We start from the raw sequence: 20742 nt of genomic DNA, 5'->3' as shown, positions 1-20742 counted from the left end.
TGGTCAGGAGAGTCTTTTGAGTCATCCGCATCCTGAACTCGGCGCCCCGCCGAAGCTCCCGAAGGGTGGCCTGCGCGTCACCCCGCTCGGCGGCCTCGGTGAGATCGGCCGCAACATGACGGTCTTCGAGTACGACGGCCGTCTGCTCATCGTCGACTGCGGCGTGCTCTTCCCCGAGGAGGAGCAGCCCGGTATCGACCTGATCCTGCCGGACTTCACGTCCATCAGGGACCGCCTCGACGACATCGACGGCATCGTGCTCACGCACGGCCACGAGGACCACATCGGCGGCGTTCCGTACCTCCTGCGCGAGAAGCCGGACATCCCGCTGATCGGCTCCAAGCTGACGCTCGCCCTCATCGAGGCGAAGCTCCAGGAGCACCGCATCCGCCCGTACACGCTCGAGGTCGCCGAGGGCGACCGCGAACGCCTGGGCCCCTTCGACTGCCAGTTCGTGGCGGTCAACCACTCCATCCCTGACGCGCTCGCGGTAGCCATCCGCACGCCGGCCGGCATGGTGGTCCACACGGGCGACTTCAAGATGGACCAGCTCCCGCTGGACCGCCGCCTCACCGACCTCCCCACGTTCGCCAAGCTCGGCGAGGAAGGCATCGACCTTCTCCTCACCGACTCGACGAACGCCGAGGTCCCGGGCTTCGTCCCGCCCGAGCGCGACATCTCGAACGTGATCCGCGGCGTCTTCGCGGGCGCGCAGAAGCGCATCATCGTCGCCTCCTTCGCCAGCCACGTGCACCGCATCCAGCAGATCCTGGACGCCGCCCACGAGTACGGCCGCCGGGTCGCCTTCGTCGGCCGCTCGATGGTGCGGAACATGGGCATCGCCCGTGATCTCGGCTATCTGAAGGTCCCGCCGGGCCTGGTCGTGGACGTCAAGACGCTCGACGACCTCCCGGACAACGAGATCGTCCTCGTCTGCACCGGCTCGCAGGGCGAGCCGATGGCCGCGCTGTCCCGCATGGCCAACCGCGACCACCAGATCCGGATCGTCTCCGGCGACACGGTAATCCTGGCGTCGTCCCTGATCCCGGGCAACGAGAACGCGGTCTACCGCGTCATCAACGGCCTGACCCGCTGGGGCGCGAACGTCGTCCACAAGGGCAACGCCAAGGTCCACGTCTCGGGCCACGCCTCGGCCGGCGAGCTGCTGTACTTCTACAACATCTGCAAGCCGAAGAACCTGATGCCGGTCCACGGCGAATGGCGCCACCTGCGCGCCAACGCCGAGCTCGGCGCCCTCACCGGCGTCCCGCACGACCGCATCGTGATCGCCGAGGACGGCGTCGTCGTCGATCTCGTCGAGGGCAAGGCCAAGATCGTCGGCAAGGTCCAGGCCGGTTACGTCTATGTGGACGGCCTCTCGGTCGGCGACGTCGGCGAACCCGCGCTCAAGGACCGCAAGATCCTCGGTGACGAGGGCATCATCTCGGTCTTCGTGGTGGTGGACTCCAGCACCGGCAAGATCACCAGCGGCCCGACCATCCAGGCGCGTGGCTCCGGCATCGACGATTCGGCGTTCAGCGCCGTCATGCCGCGGGTCCAGGAAGTCCTGGACAAGTCGGCCCAGGACGGTGTCGTCGAACCCCACCAGCTGCAGCAGCTCATCCGCCGCACGCTGGGCAAGTGGGTCTCCGACACCTACCGCCGACGCCCGATGATCCTCCCGGTCGTCGTAGAGGTCTGAAGCACCTGAGGAGCGGGGCGCCGCGATTTGCATCGAGGCGCCCCGCTCCAGTAGGTTTACGGCTCCGCCCAAGGGGAACCCGGCGCACTCACGTGCCCGATTGGAACTCCCCGAGTGGGCCGGAAATTCCGACTCAGAATCTCTGATAAAGTCGGAACCGCCGGAAAGGGAAACGCGGAAAGCCGAAAGGCCGGAGCGGAAACCTGAAAGGCACCGAGGAAATCGGACACGAAAGAGTCTGATAGAGTCGGAAACGCAAGACCGAAGGGAAACTGCCCGGAGGAAAGCTTGAGAGAGTCTCTCGGGTGAGTACAAAGGAAGCGTCCGTTCCTTGAGAACTCAACAGCGTGCCAAAAGTCAACGCCAGATTGACAACCCCGGCCCACCTTTGGTGGGTTGGAGGTTCCTTTGGAAAAGTCCTCACTCCGACACCGGGGTGAGGCGCACTAGCGAGGACGCAGTGAATCGTGGGGATTATTCCTCCCGACGGTTCCGCTCTCGTGGTGTAGTCCCGATTACGGGAAAACATTCACGGAGAGTTTGATCCTGGCTCAGGACGAACGCTGGCGGCGTGCTTAACACATGCAAGTCGAACGATGAAGCCTTTCGGGGTGGATTAGTGGCGAACGGGTGAGTAACACGTGGGCAATCTGCCCTGCACTCTGGGACAAGCCCTGGAAACGGGGTCTAATACCGGATGACACCCCCTCTCGCATGGGAGGGGGTTGAAAGCTCCGGCGGTGCAGGATGAGCCCGCGGCCTATCAGCTTGTTGGTGAGGTAGAAGCTCACCAAGGCGACGACGGGTAGCCGGCCTGAGAGGGCGACCGGCCACACTGGGACTGAGACACGGCCCAGACTCCTACGGGAGGCAGCAGTGGGGAATATTGCACAATGGGCGAAAGCCTGATGCAGCGACGCCGCGTGAGGGATGACGGCCTTCGGGTTGTAAACCTCTTTCAGCAGGGAAGAAGCGAAAGTGACGGTACCTGCAGAAGAAGCGCCGGCTAACTACGTGCCAGCAGCCGCGGTAATACGTAGGGCGCAAGCGTTGTCCGGAATTATTGGGCGTAAAGAGCTCGTAGGCGGCTTGTCACGTCGGTTGTGAAAGCCCGGGGCTTAACCCCGGGTCTGCAGTCGATACGGGCAGGCTAGAGTGTGGTAGGGGAGATCGGAATTCCTGGTGTAGCGGTGAAATGCGCAGATATCAGGAGGAACACCGGTGGCGAAGGCGGATCTCTGGGCCATTACTGACGCTGAGGAGCGAAAGCGTGGGGAGCGAACAGGATTAGATACCCTGGTAGTCCACGCCGTAAACGGTGGGAACTAGGTGTTGGCGACATTCCACGTCGTCGGTGCCGCAGCTAACGCATTAAGTTCCCCGCCTGGGGAGTACGGCCGCAAGGCTAAAACTCAAAGGAATTGACGGGGGCCCGCACAAGCAGCGGAGCATGTGGCTTAATTCGACGCAACGCGAAGAACCTTACCAAGGCTTGACATATACCGGAAAGCATCAGAGATGGTGCCCCCTTGTGGTCGGTATACAGGTGGTGCATGGCTGTCGTCAGCTCGTGTCGTGAGATGTTGGGTTAAGTCCCGCAACGAGCGCAACCCTTGTTCTGTGTTGCCAGCATGCCCTTCGGGGTGATGGGGACTCACAGGAGACTGCCGGGGTCAACTCGGAGGAAGGTGGGGACGACGTCAAGTCATCATGCCCCTTATGTCTTGGGCTGCACACGTGCTACAATGGCAGGTACAATGAGCTGCGATGCCGCGAGGCGGAGCGAATCTCAAAAAGCCTGTCTCAGTTCGGATTGGGGTCTGCAACTCGACCCCATGAAGTCGGAGTTGCTAGTAATCGCAGATCAGCATTGCTGCGGTGAATACGTTCCCGGGCCTTGTACACACCGCCCGTCACGTCACGAAAGTCGGTAACACCCGAAGCCGGTGGCCCAACCCCCTTGTGGGGAGGGAGCTGTCGAAGGTGGGACTGGCGATTGGGACGAAGTCGTAACAAGGTAGCCGTACCGGAAGGTGCGGCTGGATCACCTCCTTTCTAAGGAGCACTTTGGCTGCCGGGTTTCACCTGGTGGTCCAAGAGCCATTTCGTCGGCAAATGTCCGACGGTGGTTGCTCAAGGGTGGAACGTTGACTATTCGACCGGGTTCACGGGTCGGAGGCTGTGAGTACTGCTCTTCGGGGCGTGGAAAGCATGATCTCCGGGCGGGACCGGGTCGGGCACGCTGTTGGGTGTCTGAAGGTACGGCCGAATCGGTCGCCTTCAGTGCCGGCCCCGGTAAAAATCTGCTTCGGTGGGTTGTGACGGGTGGTTGGTCGTTGTTTGAGAACTGCACAGTGGACGCGAGCATCTGTGGCCAAGTTTTTAAGGGCGCACGGTGGATGCCTTGGCACCAGGAACCGATGAAGGACGTGGGAGGCCACGATAGTCCCCGGGGAGCCGTCAACCAGGCTTTGATCCGGGGGTTTCCGAATGGGGAAACCCGGCAGTCGTCATGGGCTGTCACCCATACCTGAACACATAGGGTATGTGGAGGGAACGCGGGGAAGTGAAACATCTCAGTACCCGCAGGAAGAGAAAACAACCGTGATTCCGGGAGTAGTGGCGAGCGAAACTGGATGAGGCCAAACCATATGCGTGTGATACCCGGCAGGGGTTGCGCATGTGGGGTTGTGGGATCTCTCTTTCACAGTCTGCCGGCTGTGAGACGAGTCAGAAACCGTTGATGTAGGCGAAGGACATGCGAAAGGTCCGGCGTAGAGGGTAAGACCCCCGTAGTCGAAACATCAGCGGCTCGTTTGAGAGACACCCAAGTAGCACGGGGCCCGAGAAATCCCGTGTGAATCTGGCGGGACCACCCGCTAAGCCTAAATATTCCCTGGTGACCGATAGCGGATAGTACCGTGAGGGAATGGTGAAAAGTACCGCGGGAGCGGAGTGAAATAGTACCTGAAACCGTGTGCCTACAAGCCGTGGGAGCGTCGCGCAAGGAACTTGTTCCTTGCGTCGTGACTGCGTGCCTTTTGAAGAATGAGCCTGCGAGTTTGCGGTGCGTTGCGAGGTTAACCCGTGTGGGGAAGCCGTAGCGAAAGCGAGTCCGAATAGGGCGATTCAGTAGCGCGCTCAAGACCCGAAGCGGAGTGATCTAGCCATGGGCAGGTTGAAGCGGAGGTAAGACTTCGTGGAGGACCGAACCCACCAGGGTTGAAAACCTGGGGGATGACCTGTGGTTAGGGGTGAAAGGCCAATCAAACTCCGTGATAGCTGGTTCTCCCCGAAATGCATTTAGGTGCAGCGTCGTGTGTTTCTTGCCGGAGGTAGAGCACTGGATAGGCGATGGGCCCTACCGGGTTACTGACCTTAGCCAAACTCCGAATGCCGGTAAGTGAGAGCACGGCAGTGAGACTGTGGGGGATAAGCTCCATGGTCGAGAGGGAAACAGCCCAGAGCATCGACTAAGGCCCCTAAGCGTACGCTAAGTGGGAAAGGATGTGGAGTCGCACAGACAACCAGGAGGTTGGCTTAGAAGCAGCCACCCTTGAAAGAGTGCGTAATAGCTCACTGGTCTAGTGATTCCGCGCCGACAATGTAGCGGGGCTCAAGCGTACCGCCGAAGTCGTGTCATTGCGATATATACCCCCAACGGGGATCGTGATGGGTAGGGGAGCGTCGTGTGCCGGGTGAAGCAGCCGCGGAAGCGAGTTGTGGACGGTTCACGAGTGAGAATGCAGGCATGAGTAGCGATACACACGTGAGAAACGTGTGCGCCGATTGACTAAGGGTTCCTGGGTCAAGCTGATCTGCCCAGGGTAAGTCGGGACCTAAGGCGAGGCCGACAGGCGTAGTCGATGGATAACCGGTTGATATTCCGGTACCCGCTGTGAAGCGTCAAACATTGAATCAGGCGATGCTAAGTCCGTGAAGCCGTTCCGGACCCTTCGGGGAAAGGAAAGTGGTGGAGCCGACGGACCAGACTTGTAGTAGGTGAGTGATGGGGTGACGCAGGAAGGTAGTCCAGCCCGGGCGGTGGTTGTCCCGGGGTAAGGGTGTAGGGCGTTGTCCAGGTAAATCCGGACAGCATGTGCCTGAGACCTGATGCCGAGCCGATTGTGGTGAAGTGGATGATCCTATGCTGTCGAGAAAAGCCTCTAGCGAGTTTCATGGCGGCCCGTACCCTAAACCGACTCAGGTGGTCAGGTAGAGAATACCGAGGCGTTCGGGTGAACTATGGTTAAGGAACTCGGCAAAATGCCCCCGTAACTTCGGGAGAAGGGGGGCCATCACTGGTGAGAGGACTTGCTCCTCGAGCTGGGGGTGGCCGCAGAGACCAGCGAGAAGCGACTGTTTACTAAAAACACAGGTCCGTGCGAAGCCGTAAGGCGATGTATACGGACTGACGCCTGCCCGGTGCTGGAACGTTAAGGGGACCGGTTAGTGCACTTTCGGGTGTGCGAAGCTGAGAACTTAAGCGCCAGTAAACGGCGGTGGTAACTATAACCATCCTAAGGTAGCGAAATTCCTTGTCGGGTAAGTTCCGACCTGCACGAATGGCGTAACGACTTCTCGACTGTCTCAACCATAGGCCCGGTGAAATTGCACTACGAGTAAAGATGCTCGTTTCGCGCAGCAGGACGGAAAGACCCCGGGACCTTTACTACAGTTTGATATTGGTGTTCGGTTCGGCTTGTGTAGGATAGGTGGGAGACTTTGAACTCTGGACGCCAGTTCAGGGGGAGTCGTCGTTGAAATACCACTCTGGTCGTGCTGGATGTCTAACCTGGGTCCGTGATCCGGATCAGGGACAGTGTCTGATGGGTAGTTTAACTGGGGCGGTTGCCTCCTAAAGAGTAACGGAGGCGCCCAAAGGTTCCCTCAGCCTGGTTGGTAATCAGGTGTTGAGTGTAAGTGCACAAGGGAGCTTGACTGTGAGACCGACGGGTCGAGCAGGGACGAAAGTCGGGACTAGTGATCCGGCGGTGGCTTGTGGAAGCGCCGTCGCTCAACGGATAAAAGGTACCCCGGGGATAACAGGCTGATCTTCCCCAAGAGTCCATATCGACGGGATGGTTTGGCACCTCGATGTCGGCTCGTCGCATCCTGGGGCTGGAGTCGGTCCCAAGGGTTGGGCTGTTCGCCCATTAAAGCGGTACGCGAGCTGGGTTTAGAACGTCGTGAGACAGTTCGGTCCCTATCCGCTGCGCGCGTAGGAATATTGAGAAGGGCTGTCCCTAGTACGAGAGGACCGGGACGGACGAACCTCTGGTGTGCCAGTTGTCCTGCCAAGGGCATGGCTGGTTGGCTACGTTCGGAAAGGATAACCGCTGAAAGCATCTAAGCGGGAAGCCTGCTTCGAGATGAGTATTCCCACCCCCTTGAGGGGTTAAGGCTCCCAGTAGACGACTGGGTTGATAGGCCAGATCTGGAAGCCCGGTAACGGGTGGAGGTGACTGGTACTAATAGGCCGAGGGCTTGTCCTCAGTTGCTCGCGTCCACTGTGTTGGTTCTGAAACCACGAACAACCCCACGTTTGTCACAGAGCGTGGTGCGGTTGACAGTTTCATAGTGTTTCGGTGGTCATAGCGTGAGGGAAACGCCCGGTTACATTCCGAACCCGGAAGCTAAGCCTCACAGCGCCGATGGTACTGCAGGGGGGACCCTGTGGGAGAGTAGGACGCCGCCGAACTCCTTTTATAGAGCTGGTCCCTGAACTTCGGTTCAGGGACCAGCTCTTTTTTGTTTTGCGTCACTTGTCGTTCACGTTGTGCGGCCAACATCCCGTGTCATGGGGACAGTTGCAATGCTGAGGGCCGCCGGTATCGGAACCGGTGACGAGGTCATCGTGCCCGCCTACGGGAACGTCGAGGTCGCGGAGGCCGTCGAACTGGCCGGTGCCAGGCCGGTGTTCGCGGACATAGATCCGGACACGTACTGCCTCGCCCCCGCATCGGTCGAGGCCGGCGTCAGCGCGCACACCGCGGCGATCATCGCCGTACACCGCTTCGGGCAGCCGGCCGATGTGGCGCGGCTCCGGGAGATCGGTGGGCGGCGCGGGCTTCTCGTCCTGGAGCAGGGCGAGTCGGAGCAGGCGCACGACGGGCTCGCCAAGCGGCGGGCGCACGCCGGCTATCTGAACGCGAGGCTCAGTGGCGTACGGACGCCCGCCGGGAGCGAGCGGCACACCTACCAGCAGTACGTCGTCCGGGTGCCCGGCAACGGGCGGCCCGACCGGGACGCCTTCGCACATGCCATACGGGCCAGGGGAATTGACTGCCGCGTGCCGGTGAAGACGCCCGTGCACCGGCTGCCGCAGTTCCGGCGTGACGTCGCGTTGCCGGAGACGGAGCGGGCCGCCGACGAGACGCTGGCGCTGCCCGTCAGTGCCACGCTGTCGCGGCGCGAGCTCCACAAGGTGGTATCCGCGTGCAATGCGCTCGGTGGGCTGCTGCAGCCCGCTTTCTGACGCGCGGGCGGGGCGGTGAGAACCGAGCTGAAGTTCGGGTATGCTTAATTCCGTTGCTGCGGGGGAAACCCCGGGAGAGCAACAGGCCCCTATAGCTCAGTCGGTAGAGCGTCTCCATGGTAAGGAGAAGGTCAGCGGTTCGATTCCGCTTGGGGGCTCAGACATAAAGGCCTCCGCCCTTTCGGGCGGGGGCCTTTTGCGTTGGGGCTCTCAGTCCTTCTGGAGTTCCGGGACGCGCATGGTCAGGATGGCCATGTCGTCCGAAGGGGCGTCAGACGCGAAACGCTCGACCGCGCGCATGATGCGGGCCGCCACCGCGCCGGCCGTCAGGCCCGTACAGGTCGTCAGGACGTCCGCCAGGCCGTCGTCGCCCAGCATGCGGGTGCCTTCCCGGCGTTCGGTGATGCCGTCCGTGACACAGAGGAGGACATCGCCCGGGTCGAGCGTCATCGTCTGCTCGTAGAGCTCCAGGTCCTCCATGACGCCGAGGAGCGGCTGCGGCTCCGCGTACGGCTCGACCGTGCCGTCCTGGCGCAGGCGGAGGGGGAGCGGGTGGCCGGCGCAGACCATCTTCAGGACCGCCGAGCCGTCCTCCTGCGGCCACAACTCGCCGTAGAGGAGCGTGAGGAAGCGGCTTCGGGCGCCCTCGTCGAGGATCGCGGCGTTCAGACGCTCCAGGACCGCTGGGCCGCCGAAGCCTTCGCGGGCCAGGAGGCGCAGGGCGTGCCGGGCCAGGCCGGTGACCGCTGCGGCCTCCGGTCCTGTACCGCAGACGTCGCCGATGGCGAAGCCGTAGGCGCCGTCGCGGATCGGGAAGAGGTCGTAGAAGTCGCCGCCCACCTCGTTTCCCTCGCCGGCCGCGCGGTAGATGACCTCGACCTCGACGCCCGGGATGTGCGGGAGCTCCGGTGGAAGCAGGCTTCGCTGGAGGGACTGGCTGATGGCCATGCGCTCCGAGTAGAGGCGCGCGTTGTCCAGGGCGAGGGCGGCACGGCGGCTCAAGTCCTCGGCCAGCTCCAGGATTTCCTGGCGGAAGTGTTCGTCGGACGGCTTGCCGAGCGTGAGCATGCCGATGACACGGTTGCGGGCGACCAGGGGGAGGACGACCGTCTCGCCGCCGACCGCGGAGGCCGTGGCGAGCGTCGTGCCGATGCCCGAGCTGACGCTCGCCGGTGCGCCGAGGCCGAGACTGCGCTTGGACGTCCGTAGAGCCGCCTGGTGGGCCGCTTCGGCGGGTGCCGCCCAGACGCGGGCTCCGGGAGTGGGGACCGGGTCAGGTGGGGCGATCTTGGAGAGAAGCGCCTTGACGCCGTCGATGCGCTCCTCGTCCTCGTGCAGGACGTACGAGAGGTACGGCTCCGAGGACTGGTCGGCGATCGTGTAGACGGCGCACCAGGTGGCGAGCGTCGGGACCGTCATCTGGGCCATGAGCGCCAGGGTCTGGTCGCGGTCGAGGGTGCCGGCGAGGAGGTCGGATGCCTCGACGAGGAAGCTGAGGGAGCCGCGGCGGAGCTTTTCGAGCTCGCCGAGGCGGGCCGACTCGACGGCCAGGGCGATGCGGTCGGCGGCGAACTGGAGACGCAGGGCCTCCTCGTTCGAGTAGCGGTCGGGTGCCTCGGCCGCGACGCCGAGGGAGCCGGTGAGGCGGCCCTCGACCTTGAGCGGGACCGTGACGACCGAGCGCATGCCCGTGCCGTTGAGGAGGGGGACGGCGCCGGGGACGACCGTGAGGTCCTCGTGGACGGCCGGCATGCGGGCCGAGCCGTAGCGGCCGGGGCCCACCTCCACAGGGACGCGGGCGAAGCGCTGACGGGCCGACGGAAGGCCCGTGGAGGCGCGGACCTCCAGCTCGGTCTCGTCATCGGTCGCGAGGAGCAGGAAGGCGGAGTCGCCGTCGAGCATGTCGCGGGCGCGTTCGACCGTGCGCTGGAGCAGGCCGTCGAGGTCGTCAGGGGCGGGTGAGCCGATGAAGACCTCGAACGGGTCGGACGCGTTGCCCTCGGACAGGGTGCCGCTCTCCGAGGTGGTCTGGCCGCGCAGCGGGGTCTGGAGGACGGCGCGCTCGTGGTCGCGTACGAGCAGGCAGACCGTGGAGGGATCGCCGTCGGCATCGCGGACGCGCAGGTGGGAGGCGTAGACGGGCGTCACGCGGCCGTCGGCGCCGCGGATGCCGTAGCTGCCCTCCCAGCGCGAGAACTGCAGCGCGTCAGCGATTCCCGTGCTCGTGCCGGGAGTGTGCGGCCAGGCCGCGAAGTCGGTGAGGGGTTTACCGATGACCTGTTCGGCGACGTATCCGAAGAGGTGTTCCGCGTCCTCGCTCCAGGCGGCGACGGCTCCGGTGCGGTCGATCTGGATGACGGCGACCCGCACTCTGCTGTCGGCCAGCGGGAGGAGGTCGATGGGGAGGGCGGGGCCCGCGGTGCGGGTGCCCACCGAGCGCTGGGGAAGGGCGAGTTGGAACCAGACGAGTTTGTGCGTCGGCGTGTAGTCGACGCCCCAGCGGGCGGCGAGGGCTGCGCAGAGCTGGAGGCCGCGGCCGCCCTCGCGGTCGGGGTTACCCATGTTGATCGCGGACTGCTGGAGCGGGATCTCGCGCTCCGGATAGCGGTCGGCGACCTCGACGCGTACGCCGTCGTCGGTGCGCAGGCACAGGACCTCGGCGGAGGTGCCGGCGTGCACGACGGCGTTCGTCACGAGTTCACTGGTGAGGACGACCGCGTCGTCGATGATGTCGGGGAAGCCCCACCCCTGGAGGGTGTCGCGCACAAAGGCGCGGGCGGTCGCGACGGACCGCCCGACGGGGTCGAAGGTGGCAGCCGCGCGCGCGGTGATCACAGAACTCCCTGTATCAGTCATACGAGTCTCGACGCCCATGTCTCCCGAACTCATGGCGCGGCCGCCCCCTCCGATGCCCGTCGTCCTCGTGCCACCGCCCTGGCCGGGCGGACCGGGGTGGGTGGACAGCCGCATGCAAGGTTACTTACCTTCGCCGTCCATGCGGATGCCGGTCGCTTGTGTTTCCGCCCGGAGGGTGTGCGGACGGTGTGCGAAGCTGCCGAACTGTTATGGCCTGGTTCTGCCATGGTGAAACACTGGGCACGCTTCCGAAGAGAACCCGAGCAATCCGAGCAGTACGGCCGACCCTTGCGGGAGGGACACAGTGGAGTCTGGCGCAGCGTCGCGAGGCACGAATACGCGCGCAAAGGGCGGACAGTCCCTGGCGAAACAGCGTAAACCGCGCGATGGGACCACAGCGGTGGACACCGCTGCCCTGAACAGACTGCTCGCCGGTCTTGTGGCGATGCGGGACGGTAACTTCCGCAAGCGCCTCACGGTGTCGGGCGACGGCCTCATGGCCGAGATCGCGGCGGTCTTCAACGAGGTCGCGGACCGGAACCTGCACCTCACCGGCGAGCTGTCGCGGGTGCGGCGGATGGTCGGGCGTGAGGGAAAGCTCACCGAGCGGCTTGAGACGGGCGCCTGTGAGGGCTCCTGGGCTGCGGCGATCAACGCCTCGAACGCCCTGGTCGACGACCTCGTACGTCCGGTCTCGGAGGTCGGACGGGTGCTCACGGCGGTCGCGGAGGGCGATCTGTCGCCGCGCATGGAGCTGCGTTCGCAGGTGCCGGACGGCAACGGTCATCCGCTGCGGGGCGAGTTCCTCAAGGTCGGACGCACCGTCAACAACCTGGTGGACCAGCTGTCGACGTTCACCGACGAGGTCACGCGGGTGGCCAGCGAGGTGGGCACGGAGGGCAAGCTGGGTGGCCAGGCCCGGGTGCGCGGTATGTCCGGTTCGTGGAAGGACCTCACGGATTCGGTCAACACCATGGCGTACCGGCTGACGGCTCAGGTGCGTGACATTGCTCTCGTGACGACCGCGGTGGCCAAGGGCGATCTCTCCCGGAAGGTCACGGTTCACGTCGCGGGCGAGATGCTCGAACTGAAGAACACCGTCAACACGATGGTGGACCAGCTGTCGTCCTTCTCCTCCGAGGTGACCCGAGTGGCCCGCGAGGTGGGCACGGAGGGCGAGCTCGGCGGCCAGGCGCAGGTGCCGGGTGTGGCGGGTGTGTGGAAGGACCTCACCGATTCCGTAAATCTTATGGCCGGCAACCTGACGGCCCAGGTGCGCGGGATCGCGCAGGTCACGACGGCGGTCGCCAACGGTGATCTGTCGCAGAAGGTGACGGTGTCGGCACGCGGCGAGGTCGCCCAGCTCGCCGAGACGATCAACCAGATGACCGAGACGCTGCGCACGTTCGCCGACGAGGTCACGCGCGTGGCCAACGAGGTCGGTGCGGAAGGGCAGCTCGGCGGACAGGCGAATGTGCCGGGTGCGGCGGGGACGTGGAAGGACCTCACCGATTCGGTGAACACTGTCTTCCGGAACCTGACCACGCAGGTGCGCGACATCGCGACCGTCACGACGGCGGTGGCGAACGGTGATCTCTCGCAGAAGGTGACCGTCGACGTCGCCGGCGAGATGCTCGAGCTCAAGAACACCGTCAACACGATGGTGGACCAGCTGTCCGCGTTCGGCTCCGAAGTCACCCGCGTGGCGCGGGAGATCGGTGTCGAGGGTGAGCTGGGCGGCCAGGCGCACGTGCAGGGCGCGGCCGGCACGTGGAAGGACCTGACGGACTCCGTCAACACGGCCTTCCGCAACCTGACGGGCCAGGTCCGCAACATCGCGCAGGTGACGACGGCGGTGGCGAACGGCGACCTCTCGCAGAAGGTCACCGTCGACGTGTCCGGCGAGATGCTCCAGCTGAAGAACACCGTGAACACGATGGTGGACCAGCTGTCCTCGTTCGCCGACCAGGTGACGCGCATGGCGCGCGACGTGGGCACCGAGGGCCGGCTCGGCGGTCAGGCGCGGGTCGACGGCGTGTCCGGCACCTGGAAGGAACTCACCGACTCCGTCAACTTCATGGCGGGGAACCTGACTTCGCAGGTGCGGCAGATCGCACAGGTGACCACGGCGGTGGCGCGGGGTGACCTGTCGCAGAAGATCGACGTGGACGCGCGCGGCGAGATCCTCGAACTCAAGAACACCATCAACACGATGGTCGACCAGCTCTCCGCGTTCGCCGACCAGGTGACGCGGGTGGCCCGTGAGGTGGGTACGGAAGGCCGGCTCGGCGGTCAGGCGCAGGTGCCCGGCGTCGCCGGTGTGTGGCGCGACCTGACCGACTCCGTGAACGGCATGGCCGGCAACCTCACCGCCCAGGTGCGCAACATCGCGCAGGTCGCCACGGCGGTGGCGCGGGGTGACCTGTCGCAGAAGATCGACGTGGACGCGCGCGGCGAGATCCTGGAGCTGAAGAACACCCTCAACACGATGGTGGACCAGCTCTCGAACTTCGCCGAGCAGGTCACGCGGGTCTCGCGCGAGGTGGGCACGGAGGGCATCCTCGGCGGGCAGGCCGAGGTGCAGGGTGTCTCCGGCACCTGGAAGGACCTCACGCAGTCCGTGAACGGCATGGCCAACAACCTGACCCTTCAGGTGCGCAACATCGCCGAGGTCACCACGGCCGTCGCCCGCGGCGATCTGTCCAAGAAGATCACCGTCGACGCGAAGGGCGAGATCCTCGAACTCGTCACGACCGTCAACACGATGGTGGATCAGCTGTCGTCGTTCGCCGAGCAGGTGACCCGCGTGGCCCGTGAGGTGGGTACGGAGGGCCAGCTGGGCGGTCAGGCGCGCGTGCGGGGCGTCACGGGCATCTGGAAGGACCTCAGCGACAACGTCAACCTGATGGCCAACAATCTGACCAGCCAGGTGCGCAACATCTCGCAGGTCGCGGCGGCCGTCGCCAGCGGCGACCTCACCAAGAAGGTCACGGTCGAGGCGCGCGGCGAGGTCGCGCAGCTCGCCGACACGGTCAACACCATGGTGACGACGCTGAGTTCGTTCGCCGACCAGGTGACCCGCGTGGCCCGCGAGGTGGGCACCGACGGCATCCTCGGCGGGCAGGCCCGCGTACCGGGAGTCTCCGGTACGTGGAAGGACCTCACCGAGTCCGTGAACGGCATGGCGTCGAACCTGACCGGACAGGTCCGCAACATCGCGATGGTCACGACCGCCATCGCCAAGGGCGACCTGACCAAGAAGATCGACATCGACGCCCGGGGCGAGATCCTCGAACTCAAGACGACCATCAACACGATGGTCGACCAGCTGTCGTCGTTCGCCGAGCAGGTGACCCGGGTCGCCCGTGAGGTGGGTACGGAGGGCCAGCTGGGCGGTCAGGCCCGCGTGCGCGACGTCGACGGCACCTGGCGCGACCTGACCGAGTCCGTGAACGAGATGGCCGGGAACCTGACCCGTCAGGTGCGCGCCATCGCGGCCGTCGCCACGGCGGTGACCCGTGGCGACCTGAACCTCAAGATCGACGTCGACGCGGCGGGCGAGATCCAGGCCCTGCAGGACAACATCAACAAGATGATCTCCAACCTCCGCGACACCACGGTGGCCAACGAGGAGCAGGACTGGCTGAAGGGCAACCTCGCCCGTATCTCCGGCCTCATGCAGGGCCGCCGCGACCTGGAGGACGTGGCCTCGCTGATCATGAGCGAGCTGACGCCGGTCGTCTCCGCCCAGCACGGCGCGTTCTTCCTGGCGCTGCCGACGGACGAGGCCGAGGCCGGTTCCGCGCCCGAGGACGCGTACGAGCTGCGCATGCTCGGAAGCTACGGCTACTCGATGGGGTCCATGCCGACCTCGTTCCGGCCCGGTGAGACGCTCATCGGGACCGCGGCCCAGGAGAAGCGCGCGATCCTCGTGGAGAACGTGCCGCAGGGGTATCTGAAGATCGCTTCCGGGCTCGGGGAGGCGCCGCCCGCACACGTCATCGTGCTGCCGGTGCTCTTCGAGGGGACGGTTCTCGGTGTGATCGAACTGGCGACGTTCCAGCCGTTCACGCAGATCCAGAAGGACTTCCTGAACCAGATCGCCGAGATGATCGCGACGAGTGTGAACACCATCTCCGTCAACACGAAGACGGAGGTGCTGCTCAAGCAGTCGCAGGAGCTCACCGAGCAACTGCGGGAACGGTCCGCGGAGTTGGAGAACCGTCAGAAGGCGCTCCAGGAGTCCAACGCGGAGCTGGAGGAGAAGGCCGAGCTGCTCGCCCAGCAGAACCGCGACATCGAGGTCAAGAACACCGAGATCGAAGAAGCCCGGCAGGTCCTGGAGGAGCGCGCCGAGCAGCTCGCGGTCTCCATGCGGTACAAGTCCGAGTTCCTGGCGAACATGTCGCACGAGCTGCGTACGCCGCTCAACTCCCTGCTGATTCTGGCCAAGTTGCTCGCCGACAACGCGGACTCGAACCTGACCCCGAAGCAGGTCGAGTTCGCCGAGACGATCCATGGCGCCGGTTCCGACCTGCTCCAGCTGATCAACGACATCCTCGACCTGTCGAAGGTCGAGGCGGGCAAGATGGACGTGTCGCCGACCCGCATCGCTCTGGTGCAACTCGTCGACTACGTAGAGGCCACTTTCCGCCCGCTGACCGCAGAGAAGGGCCTCGATTTCTCCGTACGGGTCTCGCCCGAACTGCCCGCGACGCTCCACACGGACGAACAGCGCCTGCTCCAGGTGCTGCGCAACCTGCTGTCCAACGCGGTCAAGTTCACCGACTCCGGAGCCGTCGAGCTGGTCATCAGGCCGGCGGGCGCGGACGTGCCCGACGCCATCCGTGAGCAGCTCCTGGAGGCGGGCTCCCTGCGGGAGGCGGACGGCGACCTGATCGCCTTCTCCGTGACCGACACCGGTATCGGCATCGCGGCCGGCAAGATGAGGGTGATCTTCGAGGCGTTCAAGCAGGCCGACGGGACGACGAGCCGCAAGTACGGCGGTACGGGCCTCGGCCTGTCCATCAGCCGTGAGATCGCGCGGCTGCTCGGTGGTGAGATCCACGCGCAGAGCGAGCCCGGGCGTGGCTCCACGTTCACGTTGTACATGCCGCTGCACGCGAGCGAACTGCCGCCGCAGGGCTACCCGCAGCTCGCGCCCACCATCGAGCCGGGGATGCACGCCGTGCCGATGGAGGTCATGCCGCCCGAGGCGTCGATGCCGCCGGAGGTCAGGTCGTACCAGGACACCCAGCACGGTCCCGCCGCGCTCTTCAGGCGGCGCCGCAGGCAGGTGGCCGCGCCCGAAAAGCGGCCGGCGCTGCCGGGACAGCCCGGGCAGCAGGGGCCGGCGGCGCCTGCGCAGGAGCGCGCCCAGGAGCAGTGGGCGGGCACCGGTCAGGAAGGGGCGCCGCAGGAGCGACGCACGTTCCTCTTCGGTGGCGAGAAGGTGCTCATCGTCGACGACGACATCCGTAACGTCTTCGCGCTCACCAGCGTCCTGGAGCAGCACGGCCTGTCCGTGCTGTACGCCGAGAACGGCCGGGAGGGGATCGAGGTCCTCGAACAGCACGACGACGTGACGGTCGTCCTGATGGACATCATGATGCCGGAGATGGACGGCTACGCGACGACGACGGCGATCCGCAGGATGCCGCAGTTCGCCGGGCTGCCGATCATCGCGCTCACGGCGAAGGCCATGAAGGGCGACCGGGAGAAGGCCATCGAGTCCGGGGCCTCCGACTACGTCACGAAGCCGGTCGATCCGGATCATCTGCTTACGGTGATGGAGCAGTGGATGCGCGGGGAGTGACCGGGTAGGTGTGCGTTGCTGAGCAGTTGTAGACCGAGTGTGGCCGAAGCCGTGTAGAGCTGCGGTATTCGGGGAACCTTCTGGTCTCCCACTGCGTTTGTGCTACGTGCACAGTGACATCGCGGTGACAGGGTGTGGCGACAGGCGGGGTGCGGCTACCATGACCGGCACAAGGACGGGCGACGCAAGGGAGTCGCCCTCTGGGGCGGCTTCCGGAGCCGTCCCAAGTCCTGCGGACAGGGGCGGCCCCATGCCGGGGCGAGGAGGGCGGGCCATGGTGCAGAAGGCCAAGATCCTCCTGGTCGATGACCGGCCGGAGAATCTGCTGGCGCTGGAGGCCATCCTCTCCGCGCTCGATCAGACACTGGTGCGGGCATCGTCCGGGGAGGAAGCACTCAAAGCGCTGCTCACGGACGATTTCGCGGTCATTCTGCTGGATGTCCAGATGCCAGGAATGGACGGTTTCGAAACCGCGGCGCACATCAAGCGGCGGGAGCGGACACGCGACATCCCGATCATCTTCCTCACGGCCATCAACCACGGACCGCACCACACGTTCCGTGGGTACGCGGCCGGTGCGGTGGACTACATCTCGAAGCCGTTCGACCCGTGGGTCCTGCGCGCGAAGGTCTCGGTCTTCGTCGAGCTGTACATGAAGAACTGCCAACTGCGGGAGCAGGCGGCCCTGCTGCGGCTCCAGCTCGAGGGCAGCGGGAAGTCCGACGTCGGCGACTCCAAGGAGCCGGCCGGGCTGCTGGCCGAACTTTCCGCGCGGCTCGCGGCCGTTGAGGAGCAGGCCGAGGCGCTCTCGAAGCAGCTCGACGATGAGTCGGCGGACGCTGCCGCGGTCGCCACGGCCGCGCATCTCGAACGCAAACTCACGGGGCTGCGCCGCGCTCTTGACGCCCTGGAGCCCGGTACGGGAAGCGGCGCACCGTCACTTCCTTCGCAGAACTGAGCAGCAGCCCACCATTTGAGGAAGCGTCACTTCCGGGCACACCGATCCACGACACGGACGGGTGAAGCAGTGGGCACACGTGTCCGCAGTGGTCTCCACCGGTAACCTCGCACCCATGGCCTCACGTCCCGCAGCCAAGAAGACGCCCGCGAAGAAGGCGGCCGCGCCGACCAAGGCTCCGGCGAAGAAGGCCCCTGCCAAGAAGACGGCCGCGAAGAAGTCCGCGGCCAAGAAGGCGCCCCCGAGGAAAGCCGCGGCGAAGAAGCCCGCGCCCAAGCCGGTGCCCAGCCCCACCGGGGGCGTGTACCGGCTCGCACGCGCGCTCTGGCTGGGCGTCGCGCACAGCGTGGGCGCGATGTTCCGCGGTATAGGCCGTGGCGCCAAGGGGCTCGACCCGGCACACCGCAAGGACGGCCTCGCACTCCTCCTCCTCGGGCTGGCGCTGATCGTCGCGGCGGGCACCTGGTCGAATCTGCGCGGCCCCGTCGGCGACCTCGTCGAAATGCTCGTCACGGGCGCGTTCGGCCGCCTCGACCTGCTCGTACCGCTGCTGCTCGGCGGCATCGCCGTACGCCTCATCCGGCACCCCGAGAAGCCCGAGGCCAACGGGCGCATCGTGATCGGCCTGTCCGCGCTCGTCATCGGCGTACTCGGCCAGGTCCACATCGCCTGCGGCTCGCCCGCCCGCACTGACGGCATGCAGGCCATAAGGGACGCCGGAGGGCTCATCGGCTGGGGAGCCTCCACCCCGTTGAGTTTCACCATGGGACAGGTGCTCGCGGTACCGCTCCTCGTCCTGCTCACCGTCTTCGGGCTGCTCGTGGTCACCGCGACGCCCGTGAACGCGATTCCGCAGCGACTGCGGCTGCTCGGCGTGAAGCTCGGCGTCGTCCATCCGGACCCCGAGGACGACGCGCTCGGTGCGGCGGACAACGACGAGCGCTACGACGAACAGTGGCGCGAGTCGCTGCCCGCGCGCTCCAGACGGCGCCCGGTGGAGTCCGAGACGTACGACCCCGACCAGGCGGAGCACGAGGCGCTCTCCAAGCGGCGCAGGCCCCGGCGCACCCCTGTGCAGCCCGTCGTGACCCGGCCCATGGACGCGGTCGACGTGGCCGCGGCGGCCGCCGCGGCGCTCGACGGGGCCGTGCTGCACGGCATGCCCCCGTCGCCGCTGGTCGCCGATCTGACGCAGGGGGTCGGTACGGAGCGGGTGAGCGCTCCGGAGCGCACGGCGCCGGTGCCTACCGCGCGGGCGAAGGCCCCGGCGAAGGAGGCCAAGGAGCCGGAACCTGAGCCCGCGGCCGCAGCCGCGGCGGCCAAGGCCGGCGTGCCCGACCTGACGAAGTCCGCCCCCGACGCCCCGCGCGACCTCCCGCCGCGTGCCGAGCAGCTCCAGCTGTCCGGCGACATCACCTACTCACTGCCGTCGCTCGACCTTCTGGAGCGCGGCGGCCCCGGCAAGTCACGCAGCGCGGCCAACGACGCAGTCGTCGACTCGCTGTCGAACGTCTTCTCCGAGTTCAAGGTCGACGCCAACGTCACGGGCTTCACTCGCGGCCCGACGGTCACCCGCTACGAGATCGAGCTCGGCCCCGCCGTGAAGGTCGAGAAGATCACGGCGCTGGCCAAGAACATCGCCTACGCCGTCGCGTCCCCGGACGTCCGGATCATCTCGCCCATCCCCGGCAAGTCCGCCGTGGGCATCGAGATCCCGAACACCGACCGCGAAATGGTCAACGTGGGTGACGTCCTGCGCCTCGCCGACGCGGCCGAGGACGACCACCCGATGCTCGTCGCGCTCGGCAAGGACGTCGAGGGCGGTTACGTCATGGCCAACATGGCCAAGATGCCGCACATCCTCGTCGCCGGAGCCACCGGCTCCGGAAAGTCCTCCTGCATCAACGGCCTGATCACCTCGATCATGTGCCGGGCGACCCCCGAGGACGTGCGCATGGTCCTCGTGGACCCCAAGCGCGTCGAGCTCACCGCGTACGAGGGCATCCCGCACCTGATCACGCCGATCATCACCAACCCCAAGCGGGCCGCCGAGGCGCTGCAGTGGGTCGTGCGCGAGATGGACCTGCGCTACGACGACCTCGCGGCGTTCGGGTACCGGCACATCGACGACTTCAACCAGGCGATCCGCGACGGCAAGCTCAAGACGCCCGAGGGCAGCGAGCGCGAGCTGAAGACGTACCCGTATCTGCTGGTCATCGTCGACGAGCTCGCGGACCTGATGATGGTCGCGCCGCGGGACGTCGAGGACTCGATCGTGCGTATCACGCAGCTCGCGCGCGCGGCCGGCATCCACCTGGTGCTCGCCACCCAGCGCCCGTCGGTCGACGTCGTCACCGGCCTCATCAAGGCCAACGTCCCCTCCCGGCTCGCCTTCGCCACCTCCTCGCTCGCCGACAGCCGCGTCATCCTCGACCAGCCCGGCGCCGAGAAGCTGATCGGCAAGGGCGACGGGCTGTACCTGCCGATGGGCCAGAACAAACCCACCCGTATGCAGGGCGCCTTCGTCACCGAGGACGAGATCCACGCCGTCGTCCAGCACTGCAAGGACCAGATGGCGCCCGTCTTCAGGGACGACGTCACCGTTGGGACGAAGCAGAAGAAGGAGATCGACGAGGACATCGGCGACGACCTGGACCTGCTGTGCCAGGCCGCTGAGCTGGTCGTTTCCACGCAGTTCGGCTCCACGTCGATGCTTCAGCGCAAGCTGCGCGTCGGCTTCGCGAAGGCCGGGCGGCTCATGGACCTCATGGAGTCGCGGAACATCGTGGGACCGAGCGAGGGTTCGAAGGCGCGTGATGTTCTTGTGAAGGCTGACGAACTGGATGGAGTGCTCGCCGTGATCCGCGGGGAGGCTCAACCCTGAGGTACGCGTCCCAGGGACGGCGCGCACCCCGCAAGTCGAACGGACGGCT

The 20742-nt window shown here is 65.7% G+C and carries 6 protein-coding genes, 1 tRNA gene and 3 rRNA genes; 9 read left to right on the top strand and 1 reads right to left on the bottom strand.

Annotated features, from left to right (window positions below):
* The first annotated feature begins 16 nt into the window (after positions 1 to 16).
* The 6 genes from OG758_RS17310 to OG758_RS17285 all read left to right on the top strand — a co-directional run bounded on the left by OG758_RS17310 (position 17) and on the right by OG758_RS17285 (position 8338).
* On the top strand, positions 17 to 1702 hold the full coding sequence (locus OG758_RS17310; protein ID WP_326710852.1) for a ribonuclease J: 1686 nt from the start codon (positions 17 to 19) through the stop codon (positions 1700 to 1702).
* A 528-nt stretch (positions 1703 to 2230) separates the two neighbouring features.
* A 16S ribosomal RNA gene (locus tag OG758_RS17305) occupies positions 2231 to 3757 on the top strand.
* A 317-nt stretch (positions 3758 to 4074) separates the two neighbouring features.
* Positions 4075 to 7197, top strand: a 23S ribosomal RNA gene (locus OG758_RS17300).
* An 89-nt stretch (positions 7198 to 7286) separates the two neighbouring features.
* A 5S ribosomal RNA gene (gene rrf / locus OG758_RS17295) occupies positions 7287 to 7403 on the top strand.
* Together the 16S, 23S and 5S rRNA genes form the textbook arrangement of a ribosomal RNA operon.
* A 114-nt stretch (positions 7404 to 7517) precedes the next feature.
* On the top strand, positions 7518 to 8180 hold the full coding sequence (locus OG758_RS17290; protein ID WP_266569136.1) for a DegT/DnrJ/EryC1/StrS family aminotransferase: 663 nt from the start codon (positions 7518 to 7520) through the stop codon (positions 8178 to 8180).
* An 85-nt stretch (positions 8181 to 8265) separates the two neighbouring features.
* Positions 8266 to 8338 (top strand) — tRNA-Thr (locus OG758_RS17285).
* Positions 8339 to 8390: 52 nt separating this feature from the next.
* Here the strand turns inward: OG758_RS17285 and OG758_RS17280 are convergent.
* The gene (locus OG758_RS17280; protein ID WP_382060551.1) at positions 8391 to 11015 is read right to left on the bottom strand and encodes a SpoIIE family protein phosphatase; all 2625 of its coding nucleotides are present in this window, start codon (positions 11013 to 11015) and stop codon (positions 8391 to 8393) included.
* 325 nt (positions 11016 to 11340) lie between these two features.
* On the opposite strand from OG758_RS17280, the gene OG758_RS17275 reads away from it, so the two are divergent.
* The 3 genes from OG758_RS17275 to OG758_RS17265 all read left to right on the top strand — a co-directional run bounded on the left by OG758_RS17275 (position 11341) and on the right by OG758_RS17265 (position 20693).
* On the top strand, positions 11341 to 16851 hold the full coding sequence (locus tag OG758_RS17275) for a HAMP domain-containing protein (RefSeq protein WP_326710850.1): 5511 nt from the start codon (positions 11341 to 11343) through the stop codon (positions 16849 to 16851).
* 274 nt (positions 16852 to 17125) lie between these two features.
* Positions 17126 to 17809, top strand: a complete 684-nt coding sequence (locus OG758_RS17270; RefSeq protein ID WP_326710849.1) for a response regulator — start codon at positions 17126 to 17128, stop codon at positions 17807 to 17809.
* A 115-nt stretch (positions 17810 to 17924) separates the two neighbouring features.
* The gene (locus OG758_RS17265; RefSeq protein ID WP_326710848.1) at positions 17925 to 20693 is read left to right on the top strand and encodes a DNA translocase FtsK; all 2769 of its coding nucleotides are present in this window, start codon (positions 17925 to 17927) and stop codon (positions 20691 to 20693) included.
* Positions 20694 to 20742: the final 49 nt, after the last annotated feature.

This window comes from Streptomyces sp. NBC_01474, from assembly GCF_035918215.1.
Lineage (GTDB): Bacteria > Actinomycetota > Actinomycetes > Streptomycetales > Streptomycetaceae > Streptomyces > Streptomyces aureus.
Note: the sequence above shows the minus strand (reverse complement) of the source record. Positions and strands in the feature narration are given on the sequence as shown.

Bases quoted from the DNA above. Each gene is read 5' to 3' on its own strand.
- OG758_RS17290 (WP_266569136.1), top strand. From the start codon at position 7,518: ATGCTGAGGGCCGCCGGTATCGGAACCGGTGACGAGGTCATCGTGCCC.
- OG758_RS17270 (WP_326710849.1), top strand. From the start codon at position 17,126: ATGGTGCAGAAGGCCAAGATCCTCCTGGTCGATGACCGGCCGGAGAAT.
- OG758_RS17265 (WP_326710848.1), top strand. From the start codon at position 17,925: ATGGCCTCACGTCCCGCAGCCAAGAAGACGCCCGCGAAGAAGGCGGCC.